Origin of the sequence: Chryseobacterium tongliaonense, assembly GCF_041224435.1 — a bacterium.
Taxonomy (GTDB): domain Bacteria; phylum Bacteroidota; class Bacteroidia; order Flavobacteriales; family Weeksellaceae; genus Chryseobacterium; species Chryseobacterium tongliaoense.
This window is the reverse complement of sequence record NZ_JBGFFD010000002.1, coordinates 121,872-140,963: the sequence shown is the minus strand read 5'-3', so window position 1 is coordinate 140,963 and position 19,092 is coordinate 121,872. Positions and strand designations below refer to the sequence as shown.

The window sequence follows — 19,092 nt, the reverse complement described above, 5'->3', positions numbered from 1 at the left end:
TAAATAACAAAAATCTAAATACTGTCTCATTATAATATAAATACTATGAAAAAATACACGAAATATTTATTGATTTTATTATTATCTACAATTATTGTAGCATGTGCTAAAAGTGAAAATAAACCAACTAAACCAAAAGAAATTATGAAACCAAAAAAAGTGTTATTTGTAACCACCTCATTTGATCAGGTAAAAGCTAATGGGAAAAAAACAGGGCTTTGGATTGAGGAATTCGCAACACCTTATTATACACTTGCCCTGGAAGGAGTCGAAATTACCGTAGCTACTCCCAATGGAGGAAATGCACCTATTGATCCTAAAAGTACTCAGCCTGAATATTCAACGGAATATGTTAAAAAGTTTTATAGTGATCCAGTAGCACAAAAGAAACTTGCCCAAACAGTTGCTCTTAAGGATATAAAAGCAGAGGATTATGATGCTGTTTTTTATCCTGGTGGGCATGGACCTATGTGGGATCTTCCGGATAATCCATTGTCCATCGCATTGATTAAAGCATTCTATGAGGCAGGTAAGCCAATTGCTTTCGTTTGTCATGGTCCGGCGGCATTGAAAAATGTGATTGATAAAAATGGAGTATCTCTGGTAAAGGATAGAAAAATTTCAGCTTATACGAATACTGAAGAGTCTACTGGACAAACATTGGATATGGTTCCTTTTTCCCTAGAAGATATGTTAAAAGAAAAAGGAGCGAAATATGTTAAAGGTGAAGACTGGAAGGCCTATTCAGTACAAGATGGACAATTGATTACGGGTCAGAATCCTGCATCTGCAGAATTAGTGGCGAAACAATTGATTAGTAACCTCAATAAGTAAATAGTTAACTATATCTTTTTAAAATTTATAAGTATGAAGAAGACGAAAAATCACGTAATGAAGATGTTATTTGCTGTTATAGCAATGGCATTCTCTGTCAATATGATGACAGCACAGACAAAAACCAAAAAGAAAATTCTTTTTGTGGTAACCAGTCATGATAAAAAAGGAGATACTGGCGAACCTACAGGCTATTATTTGGGAGAAGTTTCTCATCCTTGGGAAGTTTTGAAAAAAGCAGGTTACGAAATTGATTTTGTTAGTCCAAAAGGTGGCAAAGCACCTGTAGATGGTTTTGATTTAAAGGATAAGGTGAATGCAGAGTTCTGGAATGATAAAGTTTATCGCAATAAAGTAGAGCATACTAAAAAGCCATCCCAAATTAATCCCAATGATTATCAGGCTATTCATTTTGCGGGAGGACATGGAGCCATGTGGGATTTTGCAGATAATGAAGCGATAGCTGCAATTGCAAGCAAAATTTACGAAAATGGAGGTGTGGTCAGTGCTGTCTGCCATGGTCCGGCAGGTTTAGTAAATATTAAACTGAACAATGGTAACTATTTGGTGGACGGTAAAAAAGTGAATGGTTTTACCGATGAAGAAGAAGTAGCTGTTAAGCTCGATAAAGTGGTGCCATTTTTATTAGAAGATAAATTAAAAGAACGTGGTGCTATTTTTGAAAAGTCTGGATTATGGGAAGTTCATGTGGTAACTGATCAAAGACTTGTTACCGGACAGAATCCACAATCAGCGAAAGCCGTTGGAGAGGCCGTTCTTGCAGAGCTTAAAAAGCAATAATCTTGATTAAGCAGATTATCCCGTAAGCTAATTATAGTACAAAACGCAAGTTGTTGAAGACAATAATCTATTCTTTGTAAGAAAAAAGGGTTATTCACAGCTATACTTGTAATGTCTTTAAAATTGAAGCCCAGAAAATGCTGGGCTTTTTAATGTAATGTCAATTAGATCGGATTATTTGTGATTGTGTCGATATCTGATTTTAAAAAAAATTATTATCAATAACATGGTAAGCATAATTGCGTTGGTGATAGCTAATGGTGCTGCATCTTTTATGACACCATAAATTAACCAAGTTGCTGCATTCGCAGATAGCAACAAAATGGTAGGTAATGATAAATCTGCAGCAGATTTGGTTTTCCAAATTTTGATTACCTGGGGAAGAAATGAAACGGAAGACAGTACTGCACCCAATATTCCAATTAAAGTTTCTAAGTTCATGTTCAGCTGTTTTGGGGTTAAGTATTCCAATATATGAAAACCAAATTAAGCAGTTTACAATCTTTTCATGTATATGAAAAGTAATAGTAAATCCATCTATTATAATTATGATGGTTTAATATTATTTAAATTATTTTTATAATAGTTTACGAATTACGAATTTTGTTTCATCAAATTAAATACAAATTATTTTTATGTTATTTTCATCTTATCACTTAAAGGGCCTATCCCTTAAAAATAGAATAGTGATGCCCCCTATGACACGATCCAGATCAGCAAAGGGAGAGGCACCTACTGATCTCATGGCAGAATATTATGGACAGAGATCCACTGCGGGATTAATTATTTCAGAAGGAACACAGATTAGTAGACAGGGACAAGGGTATGCTTGGACCCCTGGAATCTATACTAAAGAACAAATTATAGGTTGGAAAAAAGTTACTGAAGCTGTTCACCAAAAAGGAGGTAAAATTTTTGCACAGTTATGGCATGTAGGTAGAGTTTCTCATACTTCTCTTCAGGAGAATGGGCAAGCTCCAGTGGCCCCTTCAGCTATTATTGCGGAAGGTGTACAGGTTTTCCTCGCAAAAGAAGGGCGAGAAGCGGTTTCAGGTGAAGGTTATTTGGAACAACATTCCATGCCGCGAGAACTTACAAAACCGGAAATACAGCATATTGTAGAAGATTATAAGCAGGCAGCACAAAATGCTATTGAAGCGGGGTTCGATGGAGTAGAGTTGCATGGTGCCAACGGATATTTAATCGAACAATTTATTGATTCACAAACTAACAAGCGTACTGATGAATATGGAGGTAACCTTACCAATAGACTACGCTTTCTAAAAGAAGTGACAACAGCTGTGGCTAATGCTATTGGGGGTGATAAGGTCGGAGTTCGTCAAGCTCCTCTAACCACATTGATGGGTGCTATGGATGACAACCCCGAAGAAACTTACATCGCAGCTGCTACCTTGCTAAACAGCATTGGTATTGCTTACATTCACATTGCTGAAGCAGACTGGGATAATGCTCCAGAAATGTCTATTGAATTTAAAGAAGCCTATCGAAAAGCTTTCAATGGAACTTTAATTTATTCAGGTAAATATACCAGCGAGCGAGCTGAAGAGGCTCTACAAAATGGCTGGGCAGATCTTATTGGTTTTGGGCGTCCATTTATAGCAAATCCTGATTTACCTTTTAGATTAAAAAATGGACTTGCTCTAAATACTCCAATAAAAGAGAAGTTTTTTGGAGGCGGAAGCTCTGGATATACCGATTATCCTTTTTATCACCATGCATAAATTCTTATGAGCGCAGTTTGAATTAAATTCCTGAAACGTAATAACAAATATAAAATAGATTTTAAAATAAAAATTGGAAAAATGAATATTGATATTTTTAAACCGGTACAAATAGGCAGTCTTGATCTAAAAAATCGTATTGCGATGGCTCCCATGACAAGAGCCAGAAATGAAGATGGTATTCCTAATGAGAATAATGCATTATATTATAGCCAGCGAGCTGATGCAGGGCTTATTATCACAGAGGGGACTGCGATTTCAGAAACTTCAAAAGGAGTGTTATATATCCCCGGATTATATTCACAAGAACAAATTAATGGGTGGAAAAAAGTTACCCAGGCTGTTCATGATAGAGGTAGTAAAATATTTACACAGCTGTGGCATGTAGGAAGGGTCTCACACACTTCTATCCAGCCTGGTGGTATATCTCCGGTGGGGGCATCAGATATTCAGGCAGAAAATTCTACAGCTTGGGGGTATGACGAAAACGGAAAAGAAGGCTTTGTCATTTGTTCTAAGCCAAGAGCACTATCATCAGATGAGGTAAGAAAGGTAAGCAAAGATTTTGCTGAAGCAGCTAAAAATGCTATTAGTGCAGGTTTTGACGGAATAGAACTGCATGGAGCCAATGGTTATTTAATTGAACAATTTTTAAATCCATTCATTAATAATAGGCATGATGAGTATGGGGGTAGTATTGAAAACCGTAGTCGTTTTCTATTGGAAACAATTGATGCATGTATAGATGCTATCGGTGCTGAAAAAGTTGCCATTCGACTGACACCATACGGAGGACTTCATGAGTTACCACATTATGATGAGATTGAAGCTACTTATGCATATTTGGCTAAAGAGCTTTCCCTACGAAAAATTGCCTTTATTCATATAATGGATCAACAGTCGAGAGGCAGTTTTGCACTACCTGAAGATTTTCTTAAACGTTTCCGAAGCTGGTATAATGGGATAATTATTCTTGCAGGGGGTATGAATAGGGAAAAATCTGAAAAATTAATCAATGAAGGGTTGATTGATATCGCTGCATTTGGAGAACCTTTTATTTCAAACCCGGATCTTGTAGAACGTTTACAAAACAATTGGTCATTAACACCCCCAAAAAGAGAATTACATTATGGATTAACTCTTGATGGCTATATCAATTGGGAGCGGTATACATAAAATATAAGATCTTAATAAATATTCGAAATAAAGTATTTTAAATAAGAAGGGTCAAAGTTTAATAGTAAAAATGCAATTTGACCTTTCTTATTGTGCTTAGAATCACAGTTATTTTGTGATTGATTACCTTTTTTTTAAGCTGATGATAAGCTATTATTGTGAATAATAATTCGAAGAAATGTTCTACTTAAATTCTCAGTAGGTCTATATAACATTTCATCACCAAACTTCTAATGACGATTCACTATGAAAATAAAAATTTTGCTTATTGGTTCTTTATTCTATACTACAATAATAAGTGCACAGATTGGTGTGAATACATCCTTGCCATCAGCAACATTGGACGTAGTAGGTAAACCAACTATCGTAACTGCAGTAGATGGTATTATACCTCCACGCCTTTCCGGAGATCAATTACAATCTAAAGATGGGATTTATACCATGGCTCAGAATGGTGTACTTGTATATGTTACCACGCCCGTAACAACAATAACCGCTAAGACTATACATGTTAATACTCCTGGTATTTATTATTATGATGCTGTCGGTGGTGTTTGGATGGCTTTAAATAATAATTCGCAAGCTAGTGGTAATGGGACAGCTTTCTACGCTAGTGCAGATGGTGCTTGGTCATTAATTAATTTAGGAATTCCGGGAACTAACTGGAATAAGATAAGTCTTGATTCTTCCAATATAATAACTGGTGTCCCATCATTATTTAATAATGGTGTTTATACTGCTCCAAAATCCGGATTATATCAAATTATGTATGAGGTACAGCTAGAAGGTGGAGTAGATTTAAGTCTTTTAGGAGGTAAAAGTTTAGGGATTTTAAAAAATGGGACGACCGTTTTTGATCGTAAAATTTTTGATGCGGTGAGGGTGTCACTTTTAAATATAACTCTCGCATCAATTCCTGTCACTTCAACTACATTAAATACAATGGTAAAACTTAACGCAGGGGAAACGCTGACTTTTGCAATTGAAACTGGGGGAGTAAATCTTGGTTTACTAACAGATGGTAAGGTTTCGGTGAATATTTATAAAATTTCCGATTAAGAATTATCAAGAATGTTTAGACAGATTTAGTGCATAAATTTGGTAAAATTTAGTCCTGAAACAAGTAACAATTTTATTAATACGAAGATTTGACTTCGGCATATTTTTTTCTTACTTATTATTTCTATTATCATGAGATGGGTTTACCCATCTTTTTTTTTATACTATCTTTTGCTGGCACTTAAATGCTTGCTATGAAGTATTGAATAGTTGTACTTATATTAAACCCTAAGTATAAATATACTTAATCTAGAGAGGAATAACTGTTTATTATTTTCTTACAATTGTAAATGGATCACATAAAGAAATAATAGGAAGTTTTTTTGTATTGTTTATGTATAAAATACTAGCATTGCTAGTATTTTATACAAGATTTTTTTGATTACTATTCCTTAATAATTTTTTTAGAAATTATTTGTTTATCAGTTTTCACCTCAACGATATAAATTCCTTTTATATAAGATGCTATATTTAAAGATTCCTGGTCATTGTTGATTAGTCCACTTTGTAGTTTCTTACCTGAGAGATCATATATTGTAAAAGTAGCTTTTTTAGGAGCTTTTATGATTTTAACAATATCTTTAGTAAGTGTTGGAGCGATAATAATATCGTTGTTGGAACTTGCTATATCTGTAGTGCTAAGGACTTCTTGACTGAATCCTGTAACGATTATTGAATAATTTTGTGGAGCAGAAGTTCCAGTATTATTTATTAATGTTCCTTTGTTGGTGATCTCTATTCTATAATTCCTACCTGCGACCGGTGCATCAAGTACAACTTGTTCAACATTATCAACAGTGTTGTCTGCTTTTGTAGCTGGCGTCATTGGACTATTGGCATTAAGCTTCCAGGGATAGTAAACGGTATTGTTAGTAGTATCGATGATTCTTAGATCAAGATCATTAATAAGTTTTGACGTTCTATTATTGAAAACATCTGTTACAAATTGAAAGTTAGTGTTATATTGGGGATCAGTCCAACTGATAGTAACTTTTAAAGGTTCTGAACCTGAAGCTGTAACTGTTTTAGAATTTTTTATACCACTTGTCAAAGTTTCATCTTTGAAGATTACAGTATTGTTCGATTTTCCCACCAAAAGTTCGGCTCCTTTTTTTGCATTAATAAAGCCCCATCCAAAATGAGGGTCTGGACCAATATTTCCGGCTTCAGATGCTGAATGAATAGTAAGTACTTTTGCTGAAGAAGCATTTAATAGTGCATTACTGAATAGCTGTTTATTGATTTGTGTCCACAGACCTATAATACCTGTAACAATAGGACCAGAGAAAGATGTTCCACTTCCTATTCCCCAAGTTGAATTTCCTGCACTATTAATAGGTCCTGCAAAGAGGACATTGGTTCCGACTGTTGAAATATCCGGCTTTATTCCTCCATCATCTCTAGGACCAGCACTACTATAGCTGGAGTGCACAACATCGTTTGATGCATTGTAACGATTGTTATTGGTTGTTATTATATCTGTTGCGCCAACAATGATAATATTTTTGGCCAATGAACCAGAGCCAATACAGTCGTAGCCTAAAGAACAGTTGTTGGGAGGTAAGGTATCAGTGGCAATAAATGGAGTTAAACCAGTCCCGGTCGAAGTTCTGTAATATTTAGGTACGTTAGAGGTTGTTCCGTTTGGTCCCGTTCCAAAAGAGTTGCCAGCAGATTTTACAATGATATACGATGGATTATTGTAAACAAGCATATCATAGTTACGATCCTCAGTATTGTAGGTTCCTTGATAATCATAAAATGTATTGCCGGATTTAAAACCATTGTATAAAAAAGAATCGACATTTCCGTTGGCATCGTAGTCTTCAATCCAGCCTGTATCAATTCCGTAAGAATGGTTAGATATATTAGGTTGAGCGATAAGGATTTTTTCAAATACGGTACTCGTTGAAGTATTACCAGGTAGTAGAGTCGTGTCAAACATGTAGCTATCTATTGTTGAGTTGCTGGCAACCCCTTTAGCATTTCCCACAGCTATACCATTGCTCGTAAGCGGTGCATCTCTTGCACCAATAAAGCCAGCTACACCTGTAGCATGATCTGATAAACTTTCTGTTGAAGATTCTTTATTGGTAATTCTTCCGATAGCGTTACTGAAAGCAACATGCGATGCATAAACTCGTCCTCCATCAAATATTGTGTATTTAATATTTTCGCCATTAAAAGCACCAGTCAATCCAGTAATATTTCCAGTGGTATTTAACAAGTCGGAATTTGAATTGAGTAATTGTCGGGTATCATGTTGTTTCAAAAAGTAGGGAATACCAAAATTAAATCCTGATAAAGAGGATCTTAGTCTTTCGATCTCTTTTTGCTTTTCAGGATTAATGTTTGTTCCATATACTCTTGCAACATAGGCATCAAACTTTTCGTTATTCTCTTTGTTTTGTCTTGCAAACTCTTTTTTTAAAGCATCATTATTCTGTGCACTAACCAAAGCAACAGCAAGAGAGCTTATTAAAAGTAAATGTTTCTTCATAAACGGTAGTTTTTTGTATTATCAGTATAAATTATTTAGGTTATTCTTTAATCAGTTTCTCATATAATAGATCTCCGTCTTTCAGAGTGATCTCTACATAATAATTTCCTGGTCTTAAATCGGAGATATCAATTTGATCTCTTTCAATTACAGCAGATTTTACTTTTCTTCCACTTACTTCATAGATATCAATCAACTTTACCTTATCTCTATTTTTAAGGCTTAGGGTTTGTTTCGCTGGATTGGGATAGAGTAGGACTTTTAGATCTTCAGCTGTGGTCTCATTCAGGCTCAGTTGCCCTGCCATGTTTAATGTAGCATATCCATAACTTGCGCCATGATATCCAATAGCTTGATTCCCTGCTCTTTTGGCATAAAAAATATTAACATTTGCTGATGTATTAGTAAATGCAAAATCTTCAGAACCTCCAGCCAAGGTTCTTGTAGCAATGACTGTTCTTATATTTCCTGAGACTGTATTCGATGTTACTGTCCAGTTTTGAGCTGCATCTGCAAAAGGAGCTGTAAATCCTGCAAATGTATAATCTCTGCTAGCAGATGAATTGTAAATAAACCCGTCTAATCCGGCTGTCATGCCGTTTGAACCATTACTCCCAAAACCAATTGCTAACATGGAGTTGCTATCACCAGTTAATGTCAGGGTTACAGTGGTTGGATTAGTATCTAGTTTTATAGTCATAGCTGAGTTGGGGAGATTGATAATGCCAGAACTAAATTGTGCATTAACTAAGTTTGCAAGAGCCAAACTTAGCATCAGGATAGTTTTTCTCATAGAATATATATTTTCTTATTGTTTGACGAGGATGTACTGGTATTCAACCTTTACATTTTCAGAAATTTTCTGCATAACCATTTTTGGAACAGTAACCTTAAAATCCGCTGGTTTTATGATAAAAGTACCTTGTAGGAATATTTTACCATCTTTTGAATATATGGTAGCTGAAGAAGAAATCATTTTGTCCACACCGTGAAAATTAAGTTTTCCCTGAGTGGTATATTTTTGTGGCGCAGCAGTGAGCTTTGTTTTATCAAAATTTATGATTTTCCCTGTGAAAGTTGCTTTTGGGTACTTTAATGTTTCCGCATAGCTTTCATTAAAGTGCTCTTCCATTAATTTTGTTTTAAAATGAAAGTTTTTAACTCCTGAGATCGAAGCTAAATCTCCGGTTTCCGTATTTAAAATCACTGTATTTTTGTTGTCCTGAGCAAAGATGTCTTCAAATAAAGGAACCGATGCTTCAAACTTTACTGTACCAGTTTGAGAACTATACTTTTGGGCTAAAGCCAGGTTGCTTAAAAAAAATAGTCCAAATATTGCTAAACCTCTCATTTAATCAATTTTTTATTGTTCAACAAAACCGTCGGTTTTCCATTTAATGAAAGTATTGATCTGTGTTTGAGATAGAGAGCCTCCCGGTGGCATTTTTAAAGGGTCTCCATTAGGTCTTTGTATCCTGTTAATGATTGCATCTATATTATTTCGTACATCATTATAAGTGGTCAAAGGTTTAAAACTACCCGCAGAATGACATGAAACACAATTGTTATCTAGAATAACTTTTACGTTTGCTGCATATTTAACCTGATCAGCAATGGGTGTGTCCTCTGAAATATCGTCATAGGTTCTGCTGCTACAGGCAATTGTTAAAATTGCTGATAATAATGTGTAAACTATTTTTTTCATATTAAAAAACTCTATAAAGATTAAACCCAAAGAAAATTTGTCCCTTCTGCCATTTTCCCGTAGCATTGGTAAGATAACCGATGTCTGAATTGAGTTGAGAGTTGGTGAATAAAAGTTGAAAAATGTGCCCTCCTGTCTCTATATCTATCCCTAATGATAAAGGATTTTTATAAAAACTGTGATTGTCAAAATTCACAAAATACTCTGCATTAATGGAGACTCTTTTGGAAATCTTATATCGGCTCCCAAGTCCTGTTATGAACATGTTTTTATTTTCAATATTTGGATCGTAAAGGTTTTTGTGTACATAAGAGGGAGTAAGCTGTAAAGAGAGCTTATCATTAAATCTTCTTGAAATTAAAGCCTGACTTAGGTAAGAAATTCTATCTACGAATTGTAGGTGAGGATAATTGTCTTTTTCCAGATCCGTATTGATTGCTATTACATGGTATCCAACAATGCTAACCGGTATATTCTCTTTTTGATGAATCAATTGGAATTTAATACCCCCTTCAAAAGTTTTCATATTGGTTTCTCTAGAAAGGCTAAGTGAAATTTTATCTGTAACACCATATATTGCACCCAGCTTTGTGGACGCATCATCTAGACCAAGGAAATTTTTGAAACCAGTACTAATGTCTCCGAAACGATGTGATACAACAATGTACCATTCATTTTTTGAAGCTAATTTGGTTGACTGTCCACTTACAATCTGAAGGGCTTTAAAAGTGGGTTCCTGATACTCGGTTTTTGTCGGAATGCTATCAATCTCTTTCAGTAAATCTTCCTGAGAATATAAACAACTTGAAAAAATAATAAATAGCAGAAGTAGATGTTTTTTCATGATAAGATTTGAATTTTAAGGTATTATTAACCAATCCAACCGAAGAGATTTGATTTTTCTAAAGAATTATGATATTCCTCAATTAGGAGATTAAAACAGCCGTTAATGCAATGATTGCAGGAACTGCCTGTGTGAAAAATATTTTACTTGTGATTGTCCAGGCACCAAAAATACCGGCTACTATCACACAGCTTAAAAAGAAGATTCCAATATTCTCTGACCATATTGGATCATCGATAAAACATGACCAAGCAAGTCCGATGGAAAGGAAACCGTTATATACCCCTTGATTGGCGGCTAATTTTTTAGAAGGTTCAAATAGCTCTTCAGGTAAGGTTTTAAATGTCTTCTTTCCAAGAGTTTCCCAAGCAAACACTTCCATGGCGAATATGTACAAATGTTCAAGAGATACGAATGCTGTAAGAAAAAATGCTAGTGTATTCATATTAATAAATTAAAATTGAATGAATATGTGCAGATGAGCTGTACACATTGCGTTTATAAAGAAAGAAGTGGTAATAATATTATCAGATAAGACTTGAATCGTGCGAATAATAAATTGCTCAATTACTACTTTCAACTTTCTTTCTAATTTGAGCTTCTTTTTTTTCTCATTTTGCTGATGCTAAATTAGCGGTCGTTTTTTTATTACTGTTTCAAATTACCTGAATAGACTTATGAATTTTCCGAATTAACTAATAGAATTTGCTTCTTGTTAGATTGTCTTTAAAATACGTTCATTCTAAATACATATCTTATTAGAGCTTGTTGTTAGAGATTCTTGAATTATTAGAGATTTAAAAAGAAGAAATACTAAAATTCAAATGTTCTAATAGGGTAGTAGAATTTAATTTTCAGCGAAAAAACGTGTGAAATGAGATCGTTAAAGCTTATGTTGAATGAAAAGCCAAGTATAGCATTAGATTTCTACTAATGTACAGTTGAAAAACCATTTGTATGTTGTTTTTTATTATATAATGCTTTATTATTCTTTTTCAATAATGTCAGTATAATCAACTAGAAGCATTTTATATATTATTTTTATATTTGAGATGTAGCAAAGATACTTATGAGTAATAGCAACTTATCTAAAACAATAATTCGCAGAATTTTTAGCTTGTTAATTCCACGTTGGGAGCTATTGGCAAACGAAAATATTGATGAAGCATTTAATATTATAGAAAGTGTATGGAGCAATATTTCTGATTCTTTATTAGGGAGAAAATTTGAAGATGTTAAAGAAGATCTATTACAGCATTACGTACGAAATAATGATTATGAAACAAGCTATTTATTTGAAGAAGTATTAAAGGTATATTCTCTTGAATATAGTAGTATTAAAATATTTGTAGAAGCAATACTGAATCCCAGAAATTTTAATGATGCTGATAGTCTATATGCTTTTAGTAGCTTACTTGATTATGAACTTTTAAAAGAAAATCTGCGGATAGTAATAATAGATTATGATGAACTTGATTTTCCAATACAGGTTGTTGATGAGGTAAAAAATTTCCAGGATTTACCTAAAAATGTAAAAGTAAATAATATACCATTTTATGTAGATAAAAATAGTGACATTGATGCGGAAGAAAGTGAATATTTTGTGTTAACACCAAATAAGCGTTGGAATGATTACAGTGTTGTATCAACATTTAGTTTGACATATTACTATGATTTTGGGCAAAAGAGCACTGGTATTGGTGGGATGCGTATCATTCATAAGGAAGAATTAATTACTTGGGAAAAGATACCAGATAAATTTGATCGATTGAGTAATGATTTCTGTTCATTAGGTTACACTAATGATTTCTATGTGAACTTTCTTGATAGATTCAAAATTGATAATACTATTTCTATACTTTTTGCACTTCAAGATGCTGCTTACTTTTCAGATATTCAAGAAAAATTTGAAAAGACTTATAATTTTAGCAAATCTTTGATCCGATCCGATAGAGCAGAACGATATCTAAGAGAGGTTCGCCCGTTGCTTAATGGAGCTGATATGGATAATTTTTACTCTTTTGAATATAATTTTAAACCAGCATATAGTACACAAAAAACAAGAGTCAGCTTTGGGTTTAATAACCAAGAGCCTATTGCAGATAGGATTTTTGCAATAATAGGAAAGAATGGAACGGGTAAAACTCAATTGTTAAATAATTTACCTCACAGTCTATCTGTAAAAAAGCTTGAGGAATTTGATAATAGATTACCTTCATTCAGCAAAGTCATTGCTATTTCTTATAGTGTTTTTGATAATTTTACTTTACCACAAAAAAATGTTAATCTCAATTATGTTTATTGTGGTTTAAAAGATGCAGATGGTGACATAAGGTCGAATAAGGGACTTGTTGTAAGTTTTCATCATAATTGGAAAAGAATCCAGGATCAGGATCGGATAAAAAAGTGGAAACGAATTTTACTAAATTTTATAGATGGTGAAATTATTGACCAATTTATTGTTGATGATTATTTATATGATGAAAACATCCCGGCAGTAAGTGTTGATGAATTTAATAAAGTAAAGAATAGACTTAGCTCTGGACAAAGTATTTTACTTTATATTATTACGCAGGTAGTTGCAAATATTAGATTTGATTCCCTGATTCTTTATGATGAGCCTGAAACACATTTGCATCCCAATGCAGTAGTAGAATTAATGAATACCCTTTATGATCTCGTCAATGAATTTGAATCTTTCTGCATTATTGCAACACATTCACCTATTGTAATTAGGGAGTTGTTTTCAAAAAATGTTTATATATTGGAGCGTGAAGATAATATCCCGGTAATTAGACGAATTGGTATTGAAAGTTTTGGAGAAAATTTAGGAGTCTTGACGGAAGAAGTTTTTGGTGATCGAGGAGTTCCCAAACAATATAAGAAAATTTTGTCAAAGCTTGTCGAAGATGGAAAAAGTTTTGATGAGATTATAAGTATTCTGGAGTTTGATGAAATGCCTTTAAGTCTGAATACTCGCATTTATTTAAAACATATTATTAAGAGCAATAATGAATAATTATAAACAATTTACTGGTGTTACTTTTGACTTTTATAAAAAAGTTTTTGCCCGAAAAAGAGATAAAGTAGCTAAAGGTGTTCTAACTCCTGTATCTGATGAAATAGAGGTTTTATATAAATCATATGATGATAATTTTGATAAGAATTCATTAGCAAATTTAGTGAAGACCGATTTTTCAGCTGATATCTGTACTCATTTGCAAGATTTGTATAAATACTCTGCAAAGACTTTTGTGGATCTTCGAACAGAACTTACAACAACAAAAAGTGGGAGAATGGTTGTGTGTCAGTATTGTACATTAAATAAAGTACATACATTTGATCATTTTGTTCCGAAAGGAGAGTTTGCTGAATTTGCTATTCATCCAAAAAATTTACTTTGTTGTTGCCCGGAATGTAATTCTTTAAAGAATCATAAATGGAGAGACGACGGCAAGTTATTGTTTTTAAATCTATATAAAGATATTCTTCCGAAAGAACAGTATTTTTCCTTTTGGATCAGTTTACCTTGTTGGACGATCAGATTTTAGAAATTGAGCTTTTTGAAAATAACGGAGGTAGAAATCAAAAGCTTGAATTGAGTAATAGGGAATTGGTCAAAGCGAAAGTGATTGATCAAATTCTTGTGAAACTCAATTGATAAAATCAAGTTATTTATGATGATATAGTTATGCATCCCATCAGTTCAAAGTTGGATTTCTGATAATTTCGGAAATGAGCGTAAAATTAAACATTGATTTGAGATTTCAAATTGACAAGATGACCCCACTTAAAATAAAAATAAGTGGGGTTTTATAACTCTTATTACAACATTAATGGATAGAATTGACATTAATGTCCGTAATTTCAAAATCTGAGTACGCTTCTTCCATTCTCATATCAAAATTGAATTGTATTCTAAAAACAACGTCTCGTTCGGCAATGGTTGAATAGCGATCCTCACCAGGGTCTCGGGCTGGATTGTATTGCCAGACTTCTACTTCGGCTGCTGCAAATACAGTCCCTGAAATAAGAGCTCTATCTCCAATCACTTCATATTCAATAAAATCACAATCTAAAATTTCACAACCATGTCCCACTAGTTGGCCATCAAAAATGTATTCGTTGGAAAGAATATCACTTGGGTGCATAGTATCAATTTTTTTATGAATACTACTTTCAATCAGTTTTTTAAAATTTTCAATTAAAATTGTGATAACAAATTCTTCATTAATCTCAATTGTGTTGAAGTAAATCTGGAATTTATTTTCAGGGCTTTCCAGATGAGGTCCATGAAGTTTAACGAATTCAAAAGATTTGTTGATTACAGTAAACCTATTTGTATCTGCCAGAAGTTCAGAATGGATTTTAGAGCTATCTTTTTTCGAACAAAAGTCTGAAGTATTATCCGTAAGTAAGATACAGTTAGACATAACGTTAGTTTCAACAAATTCATAGTATGTCTTCCAAATCAGAGCATCCTTCAATTCTGATTTTTCTTCAGTGAAGGGCTTTTTTCTATAAACTGCACGGTTGATTATATCAGGTAGAAAATCATTACTATAAGGCAGAATTTGGTAATTTTCATTTTGTGGGAGTTTCTTATAAAAGTCATCGAATTTTTTTAATTGGGCATCGATTGGAATAATCGCCGGTTCATTTTCAATCCTAAGTCTGGAAGCATCTTTTTTTATTCTCTTTATTTCGGTATTGATCTCTTCTATTTCTTTCATGAATTGCCTCCTTAATTCCAATTTTACAATCTCGGCCATGTAGAGATTGATAAGTCCTTCTTTACAATATTCCAATAATTTTCTGTTGGATTTATTTTCAAAAAAATAGTCGTGATATAATATATTTGAATCTAAAAAAATGTTCATTGTTATCGGTTTTTATAGATCGAAAAATAAGTAATTATTCTGTAGGATTCTGAAATTTTATAAATAATTTTCTTAAAATCATATTCATTGGATCTATTATCTTATTAACAATTAGCAGCAACTTTTTTGACGAGGAGGAAAGCGATTTTGCATTCAAATAGGTTGCTTCCGTACTGATAAAAAAGATATTTTCGATCGTAGGGAGAAATTATCTTTTTATACCGCATTTCTTCAAAGATAAAGAGTATTATTCAATACTTTATTGAAGTGAAGGAGCTGGTTACAGAAATGGATCTACTAATCGTGCAAAAAGACATTCCCGGCCATTAGTCGGGAATGTTTTTTTGCACAATTTTCTCAGACTGGTCCATAAGAGAAAAATGGCAAATATCTTCAGATTTCTATCTCTATTAATTTAGCAACAGATTAAAGGCAACCTTCTAAAGAGGTTGCCTTTATACCATTAATTAAAACTGAAAGCATTTTCTCCCTCTTTTGCAAAAGCAGCACATAAATCGAAAGCTTTTTGAGATTTGATTTGAGCGGTACCACCCAATACAATGGATTGTAATTTGGCTTCTTGGTCTTTATAGGTTCTTACATTTTGATAATAACCAGTCACCGCATTATATGCTCCGAATAGAGTACCTTTGGTTGTTGCCATTTGCTGGGTGTCATTCATCATTGCATACGCAAAAGCATCATCAACTGTATTTTTAAATACTGTGGAGATCTCATCCAAATTTCCTTTCAGTAGATGTTGCAAGGTCTCCTTGTTTGGACACAAAGCCAATTGAATTAATTTTTTGATTTCATTGTCGTTAACTGTTATTTTTGCCCACTGATTAAAAATGGTTTCAAATTCATTGCTCAATTTATTAGCCAATCCCATTACTTTATGGGCATCTTCTAGACGTTGTTTTGCTCCTGAGGTATGTCTGATCCTTACAACATTGCTCATATTTTTAAGTGAAGCATTTAAAGTATTTTGATAAACAATTCGCACTGGAGTAAATGCGGCTGTAATGCTTCCGCTTCCATCGTGTGAGGTAGTAAGGAAAATATATTTTTCTGTAATATCATCACCATTTCCCACACGGATATAGTCAGGAAGTTTTGCGGTAATAAAAATTCTTTCCCCATTCCCCAATGCTCCTGCGGTTTCGTACAAAATACCATTTCCACCACCTACAATAGAATCAAAAAATGAAAAAGCTTCTCTATTTTGCACAATATGGTAATCTTTGCCGACTACGCCTAAAACGGTATTGTTATCTGTACGAATATTAGCAAAGTAGTTGGGTACATCCAATTCAGAATTGGTAATTTCTATTCCGTTCTCATTTTCGATAATACGAGAGCCTTTAGTAAAAAGTGGAGATTTTTCTACCTCGTAATCAAGACCGGCAAATTTGATGGCTTCTTCACTCTTTGGATGTTCATGTACGATTTGTCCCAAGTTGTGCCATGCTTTTTCTTTCACACTGAAAAATGAATATTTTCCTGTTCTGTCATTGAAATTTAAATGATGTGCCATGATTGTAAATTTTAAATGTTAAATATTTTCTTTGATAGGTTTAAAATGGAAGATCATTATGCTTTCAGATTCTTTTCAAGAAATCCTATAAGCATAATCAAAATAGGTGGTTTGTTTTATTAGTTCGTCTTGTTTGTTGCGATAGATGTCATGCTTTACAATTGAAAAAATGGCTATTTTTTTTGTTTGACATGTTGCGAACCTTCGCCTCTCTTACCAGTCTTCCGATAATGTTCATAACTGCTTTTTTTAAGATTATACATTTTGTTTTGTTTTCAATCTTTTCTTAGTTTTCTCTCTAAAAGCCTCGTTTGGCTTCGCTGGATATTTTTCAAAAGAAAAACCGGAAAAAAGAAAGCAGATATGAAGTGTTGACAAAGAATAAAAACCAAAAGGAAACGGAATAATTGGAGGGTACCTTTAGGGAGGAAACCGTTTATGCCGTAGTCTTTTGGTAGGATAAGCAGGCGGCTGACAACAATACCTTAGCTGCCTTTTTACCGGTTTATTATGAAAAAATTTAAGGTAACTATGTATATATATATATCATGATTTTTTAAGTATCTCCATTTGTATTTACGTTGTAAATACACTATATTTACAATGTTCATTTAAATCTTGAATTACCTATGCCTATCAATACTTTCATTGATTACTACGATAAACTGACAACCGTCGAGAAAAAAAATAGTCCTAAAGAATTATTTTATAAGGGGGACTTTTCTTTATTGGAAAACGGGAGAAGAGTAGCGGTTGTTGGTTCACGAAAAGTATCCGAACTAGGAGTGCGAAGAGCAAGAAAGATTACAAGAATTTTAGTACAAAATGATATTACTGTGGTTAGTGGATTAGCTGCTGGCGTTGATACCATTGCTCATAAGACAGCCATCGAATTTCAAGGTCACACAATAGGGGTAATTGGAACACCTATTGATAAATATTTTCCGGTAGAAAATAAAGATCTGCAGGATTTAATTGGTGAAAACCACTTATTGATTTCACAGTTTCCTTCGAATTATCCCGTAACACCTAAAAGCTTTCCCATCAGAAATCGAACAATGGCATTGATCAGTGATGCTACCATCATCATTGAAGCGAGTGAGAAAAGCGGAACAAAGCACCAAGGATGGGAGGCTCTAAGATTAGGAAGACAAGTTCTCATTATGGAAAATATTCTTAATGATAAGATTTCCTGGGCTGAGGAAATGCTAAGTTATGGAGCACAGGTTTTAACTCATGAAAATTTTGAATACCTTATTGAAAGTATTCCATTCTTGACAACAAAAAGAGAATATGTCTTTTGAGTTTCTTACTTTTTTGGCCTATTCTCCAAGAGGTAAGTCTGAAATAGAAATTGCTTCACGTACGGTTGCTGGTGCCTGTAAAAATGGTGAAGTCAGCTTTAGTACAAGATTAAGTCAAAGAATAAAAGAAAATGATTTATCGGATTATTTTACAAACGCAGTTTTAGTGCCAATTCCAAGAAGTACACCTCTTGTTGAGGGAGCCGTTTTTCCGGCAAAAATAATCTGTGAAACACTTGTGTACAACGGATTAGGAGAGAATGTTGCTGATTGTTTAAGCCGGGCATATGCAATACCTAAATCAAGTGGAGAATTTCACGCTGACACAAGAAATACTGTACAAACACATCAAGACAGTTTGCTAGTAACTCCAGTATTAATCACTGAGCCAACAATTATTGTTGTTGATGACATCCTAACATTAGGTAGAACATCTATGGCTTCAGTTTTAAAACTTCAGAAAGTTTATCCTGACAAGGAAATCAAAATATTTTGCGCAGTAAGAACAAGAGGTTGGAAAATCCTGGAAAATATTATAGATATAAGTAAAGGACGTATGTATCTTACAAGCAACGGTGGTGTTCAATTGCCTGACTAATACAATCCTATCTTTTAACTCTCACTGAATTAATTCTACGGTTAGTTCCATATTTTGTCAGTAATATATTTAGAAACTCATACAATTTGAACTATAATGCGAATGCAAACTT

19 protein-coding genes and 1 pseudogene are annotated in these 19,092 nt (G+C 33.6%); 11 read left to right on the top strand and 9 right to left on the bottom strand.

Features of this window, described 5'->3' with window-relative positions; genetic code table 11:
* Positions 1-45 precede the first annotated feature (45 nt).
* The gene (locus AB8P06_RS04975; protein WP_369838714.1) at positions 46-834 is read left to right on the top strand and encodes a type 1 glutamine amidotransferase domain-containing protein; all 789 of its coding nucleotides are present in this window, start codon (positions 46-48) and stop codon (positions 832-834) included.
* Positions 835-867: 33 nt separating this feature from the next.
* On the top strand, positions 868-1,635 hold the full coding sequence (locus AB8P06_RS04970) for a type 1 glutamine amidotransferase domain-containing protein (RefSeq protein WP_369838712.1): 768 nt from the start codon (positions 868-870) through the stop codon (positions 1,633-1,635).
* Positions 1,636-1,809: 174 nt separating this feature from the next.
* On the opposite strand, the gene AB8P06_RS04965 is transcribed toward AB8P06_RS04970, so the two are convergent.
* Complete coding sequence (locus AB8P06_RS04965; RefSeq protein WP_369838710.1) at positions 1,810-2,076, bottom strand: SemiSWEET family sugar transporter; 267 nt, start codon at positions 2,074-2,076, stop codon at positions 1,810-1,812.
* A 194-nt stretch (positions 2,077-2,270) separates the two neighbouring features.
* Here AB8P06_RS04965 and AB8P06_RS04960 point away from each other — a divergent pair, with 194 nt between their 5' ends.
* From AB8P06_RS04960 to AB8P06_RS04950, 3 genes are all read left to right on the top strand, one after another.
* Entirely contained in the window at positions 2,271-3,377 is a 1,107-nt protein-coding gene (locus AB8P06_RS04960; RefSeq protein WP_369838708.1) for an alkene reductase, read from the top strand.
* Positions 3,378-3,458: 81 nt separating this feature from the next.
* Entirely contained in the window at positions 3,459-4,553 is a 1,095-nt protein-coding gene (locus tag AB8P06_RS04955) for an alkene reductase (protein ID WP_369838706.1), read from the top strand.
* A 246-nt stretch (positions 4,554-4,799) separates the two neighbouring features.
* Positions 4,800-5,612, top strand: coding sequence for a hypothetical protein (locus AB8P06_RS04950; RefSeq protein WP_369838703.1), 813 nt, complete (start codon positions 4,800-4,802; stop codon positions 5,610-5,612).
* A 385-nt stretch (positions 5,613-5,997) separates the two neighbouring features.
* Here AB8P06_RS04950 and AB8P06_RS04945 read toward each other — a convergent pair whose 3' ends face one another.
* The 6 genes from AB8P06_RS04945 to AB8P06_RS04920 all read right to left on the bottom strand — a co-directional run bounded on the left by AB8P06_RS04945 (position 5,998) and on the right by AB8P06_RS04920 (position 11,106).
* Positions 5,998-8,112, bottom strand: coding sequence for a S8 family peptidase (locus AB8P06_RS04945; protein ID WP_369838700.1), 2,115 nt, complete (start codon positions 8,110-8,112; stop codon positions 5,998-6,000).
* Positions 8,113-8,152: 40 nt separating this feature from the next.
* Positions 8,153-8,905: a T9SS type A sorting domain-containing protein gene (locus AB8P06_RS04940; protein ID WP_369838698.1), complete on the bottom strand. Its 753-nt coding sequence runs from the start codon at positions 8,903-8,905 to the stop codon at positions 8,153-8,155.
* A 15-nt stretch (positions 8,906-8,920) separates the two neighbouring features.
* Positions 8,921-9,463, bottom strand: a complete 543-nt coding sequence (locus tag AB8P06_RS04935) for a YceI family protein (RefSeq protein ID WP_369838695.1) — start codon at positions 9,461-9,463, stop codon at positions 8,921-8,923.
* A gap of 12 nt (positions 9,464-9,475) precedes the next feature.
* A complete protein-coding gene (locus tag AB8P06_RS04930; protein WP_369838692.1) occupies positions 9,476-9,817 on the bottom strand; it encodes a c-type cytochrome in 342 nt (113 codons plus the stop codon).
* A 1-nt stretch (position 9,818) separates the two neighbouring features.
* Complete coding sequence (locus tag AB8P06_RS04925) at positions 9,819-10,661, bottom strand: DUF5777 family beta-barrel protein (protein ID WP_369838690.1); 843 nt, start codon at positions 10,659-10,661, stop codon at positions 9,819-9,821.
* Positions 10,662-10,743: 82 nt separating this feature from the next.
* A complete protein-coding gene (locus AB8P06_RS04920; protein WP_369838687.1) occupies positions 10,744-11,106 on the bottom strand; it encodes a DUF1304 domain-containing protein in 363 nt (120 codons plus the stop codon).
* Between the two features lie 624 nt (positions 11,107-11,730).
* On the opposite strand from AB8P06_RS04920, the pseudogene AB8P06_RS20690 reads away from it, so the two are divergent.
* The 4 genes and pseudogenes from AB8P06_RS20690 to AB8P06_RS04905 form a co-directional block, all read left to right on the top strand.
* Positions 11,731-12,102 (top strand): annotated as a pseudogene (locus tag AB8P06_RS20690) (AbiJ-related protein); the annotation flags it as partial.
* Positions 12,103-12,891: 789 nt separating this feature from the next.
* The gene (locus AB8P06_RS20665) at positions 12,892-13,680 is read left to right on the top strand and encodes an AAA family ATPase (protein ID WP_440132423.1); all 789 of its coding nucleotides are present in this window, start codon (positions 12,892-12,894) and stop codon (positions 13,678-13,680) included.
* Positions 13,673-14,212 (top strand): hypothetical protein, encoded by a 540-nt coding sequence (locus AB8P06_RS04910; RefSeq protein WP_369838682.1) that lies wholly within the window; start codon positions 13,673-13,675, stop codon positions 14,210-14,212. The genes AB8P06_RS20665 and AB8P06_RS04910 overlap by 8 nt, the downstream gene beginning before the upstream one ends.
* On the top strand, positions 14,176-14,322 hold the full coding sequence (locus AB8P06_RS04905) for a DUF4138 domain-containing protein (protein ID WP_369838679.1): 147 nt from the start codon (positions 14,176-14,178) through the stop codon (positions 14,320-14,322). Before AB8P06_RS04910 ends, AB8P06_RS04905 begins: the two co-directional genes overlap by 37 nt.
* A gap of 172 nt (positions 14,323-14,494) precedes the next feature.
* On the opposite strand, the gene AB8P06_RS04900 is transcribed toward AB8P06_RS04905, so the two are convergent.
* Positions 14,495-15,541, bottom strand: coding sequence for a PIN domain-containing protein (locus tag AB8P06_RS04900; protein ID WP_369838677.1), 1,047 nt, complete (start codon positions 15,539-15,541; stop codon positions 14,495-14,497).
* A gap of 463 nt (positions 15,542-16,004) precedes the next feature.
* Positions 16,005-17,078 carry a DUF932 domain-containing protein gene (locus AB8P06_RS04895; RefSeq protein WP_369838674.1) on the bottom strand — a complete coding sequence of 358 codons (1,074 nt, stop codon included), beginning with the start codon at positions 17,076-17,078 and terminating at the stop codon, positions 16,005-16,007.
* A gap of 629 nt (positions 17,079-17,707) precedes the next feature.
* On the opposite strand from AB8P06_RS04895, the gene AB8P06_RS04890 reads away from it, so the two are divergent.
* Positions 17,708-18,382, top strand: a complete 675-nt coding sequence (locus AB8P06_RS04890; RefSeq protein ID WP_369838671.1) for a DNA-processing protein DprA — start codon at positions 17,708-17,710, stop codon at positions 18,380-18,382.
* Entirely contained in the window at positions 18,372-18,980 is a 609-nt protein-coding gene (locus AB8P06_RS04885) for a type I phosphoribosyltransferase (protein ID WP_369838668.1), read from the top strand. The genes AB8P06_RS04890 and AB8P06_RS04885 overlap by 11 nt, the downstream gene beginning before the upstream one ends.
* Positions 18,981-19,092: the final 112 nt, after the last annotated feature.

Excerpts from the sequence above, each read along its gene's own strand:
- AB8P06_RS04910 (WP_369838682.1), top strand. The coding sequence starts at position 13,673 with ATGAATAATTATAAACAATTTACTGGTGTTACTTTTGACTTTTATAAA.
- AB8P06_RS04975 (WP_369838714.1), top strand. The coding sequence starts at position 46 with ATGAAAAAATACACGAAATATTTATTGATTTTATTATTATCTACAATT.
- AB8P06_RS04920 (WP_369838687.1), bottom strand. The coding sequence starts at position 11,106 with ATGAATACACTAGCATTTTTTCTTACAGCATTCGTATCTCTTGAACAT.
- AB8P06_RS04885 (WP_369838668.1), top strand. The coding sequence starts at position 18,372 with ATGTCTTTTGAGTTTCTTACTTTTTTGGCCTATTCTCCAAGAGGTAAG.
- AB8P06_RS04950 (WP_369838703.1), top strand. The coding sequence starts at position 4,800 with ATGAAAATAAAAATTTTGCTTATTGGTTCTTTATTCTATACTACAATA.
- AB8P06_RS04945 (WP_369838700.1), bottom strand. The coding sequence starts at position 8,112 with ATGAAGAAACATTTACTTTTAATAAGCTCTCTTGCTGTTGCTTTGGTT.
- AB8P06_RS04965 (WP_369838710.1), bottom strand. The coding sequence starts at position 2,076 with ATGAACTTAGAAACTTTAATTGGAATATTGGGTGCAGTACTGTCTTCC.
- AB8P06_RS04955 (WP_369838706.1), top strand. The coding sequence starts at position 3,459 with ATGAATATTGATATTTTTAAACCGGTACAAATAGGCAGTCTTGATCTA.
- AB8P06_RS04890 (WP_369838671.1), top strand. The coding sequence starts at position 17,708 with ATGCCTATCAATACTTTCATTGATTACTACGATAAACTGACAACCGTC.
- AB8P06_RS04925 (WP_369838690.1), bottom strand. The coding sequence starts at position 10,661 with ATGAAAAAACATCTACTTCTGCTATTTATTATTTTTTCAAGTTGTTTA.
- AB8P06_RS04970 (WP_369838712.1), top strand. The coding sequence starts at position 868 with ATGAAGAAGACGAAAAATCACGTAATGAAGATGTTATTTGCTGTTATA.
- AB8P06_RS04900 (WP_369838677.1), bottom strand. The coding sequence starts at position 15,541 with ATGAACATTTTTTTAGATTCAAATATATTATATCACGACTATTTTTTT.
- AB8P06_RS04895 (WP_369838674.1), bottom strand. The coding sequence starts at position 17,078 with ATGGCACATCATTTAAATTTCAATGACAGAACAGGAAAATATTCATTT.
- AB8P06_RS04940 (WP_369838698.1), bottom strand. The coding sequence starts at position 8,905 with ATGAGAAAAACTATCCTGATGCTAAGTTTGGCTCTTGCAAACTTAGTT.
- AB8P06_RS04960 (WP_369838708.1), top strand. The coding sequence starts at position 2,271 with ATGTTATTTTCATCTTATCACTTAAAGGGCCTATCCCTTAAAAATAGA.
- AB8P06_RS04935 (WP_369838695.1), bottom strand. The coding sequence starts at position 9,463 with ATGAGAGGTTTAGCAATATTTGGACTATTTTTTTTAAGCAACCTGGCT.
- AB8P06_RS04930 (WP_369838692.1), bottom strand. The coding sequence starts at position 9,817 with ATGAAAAAAATAGTTTACACATTATTATCAGCAATTTTAACAATTGCC.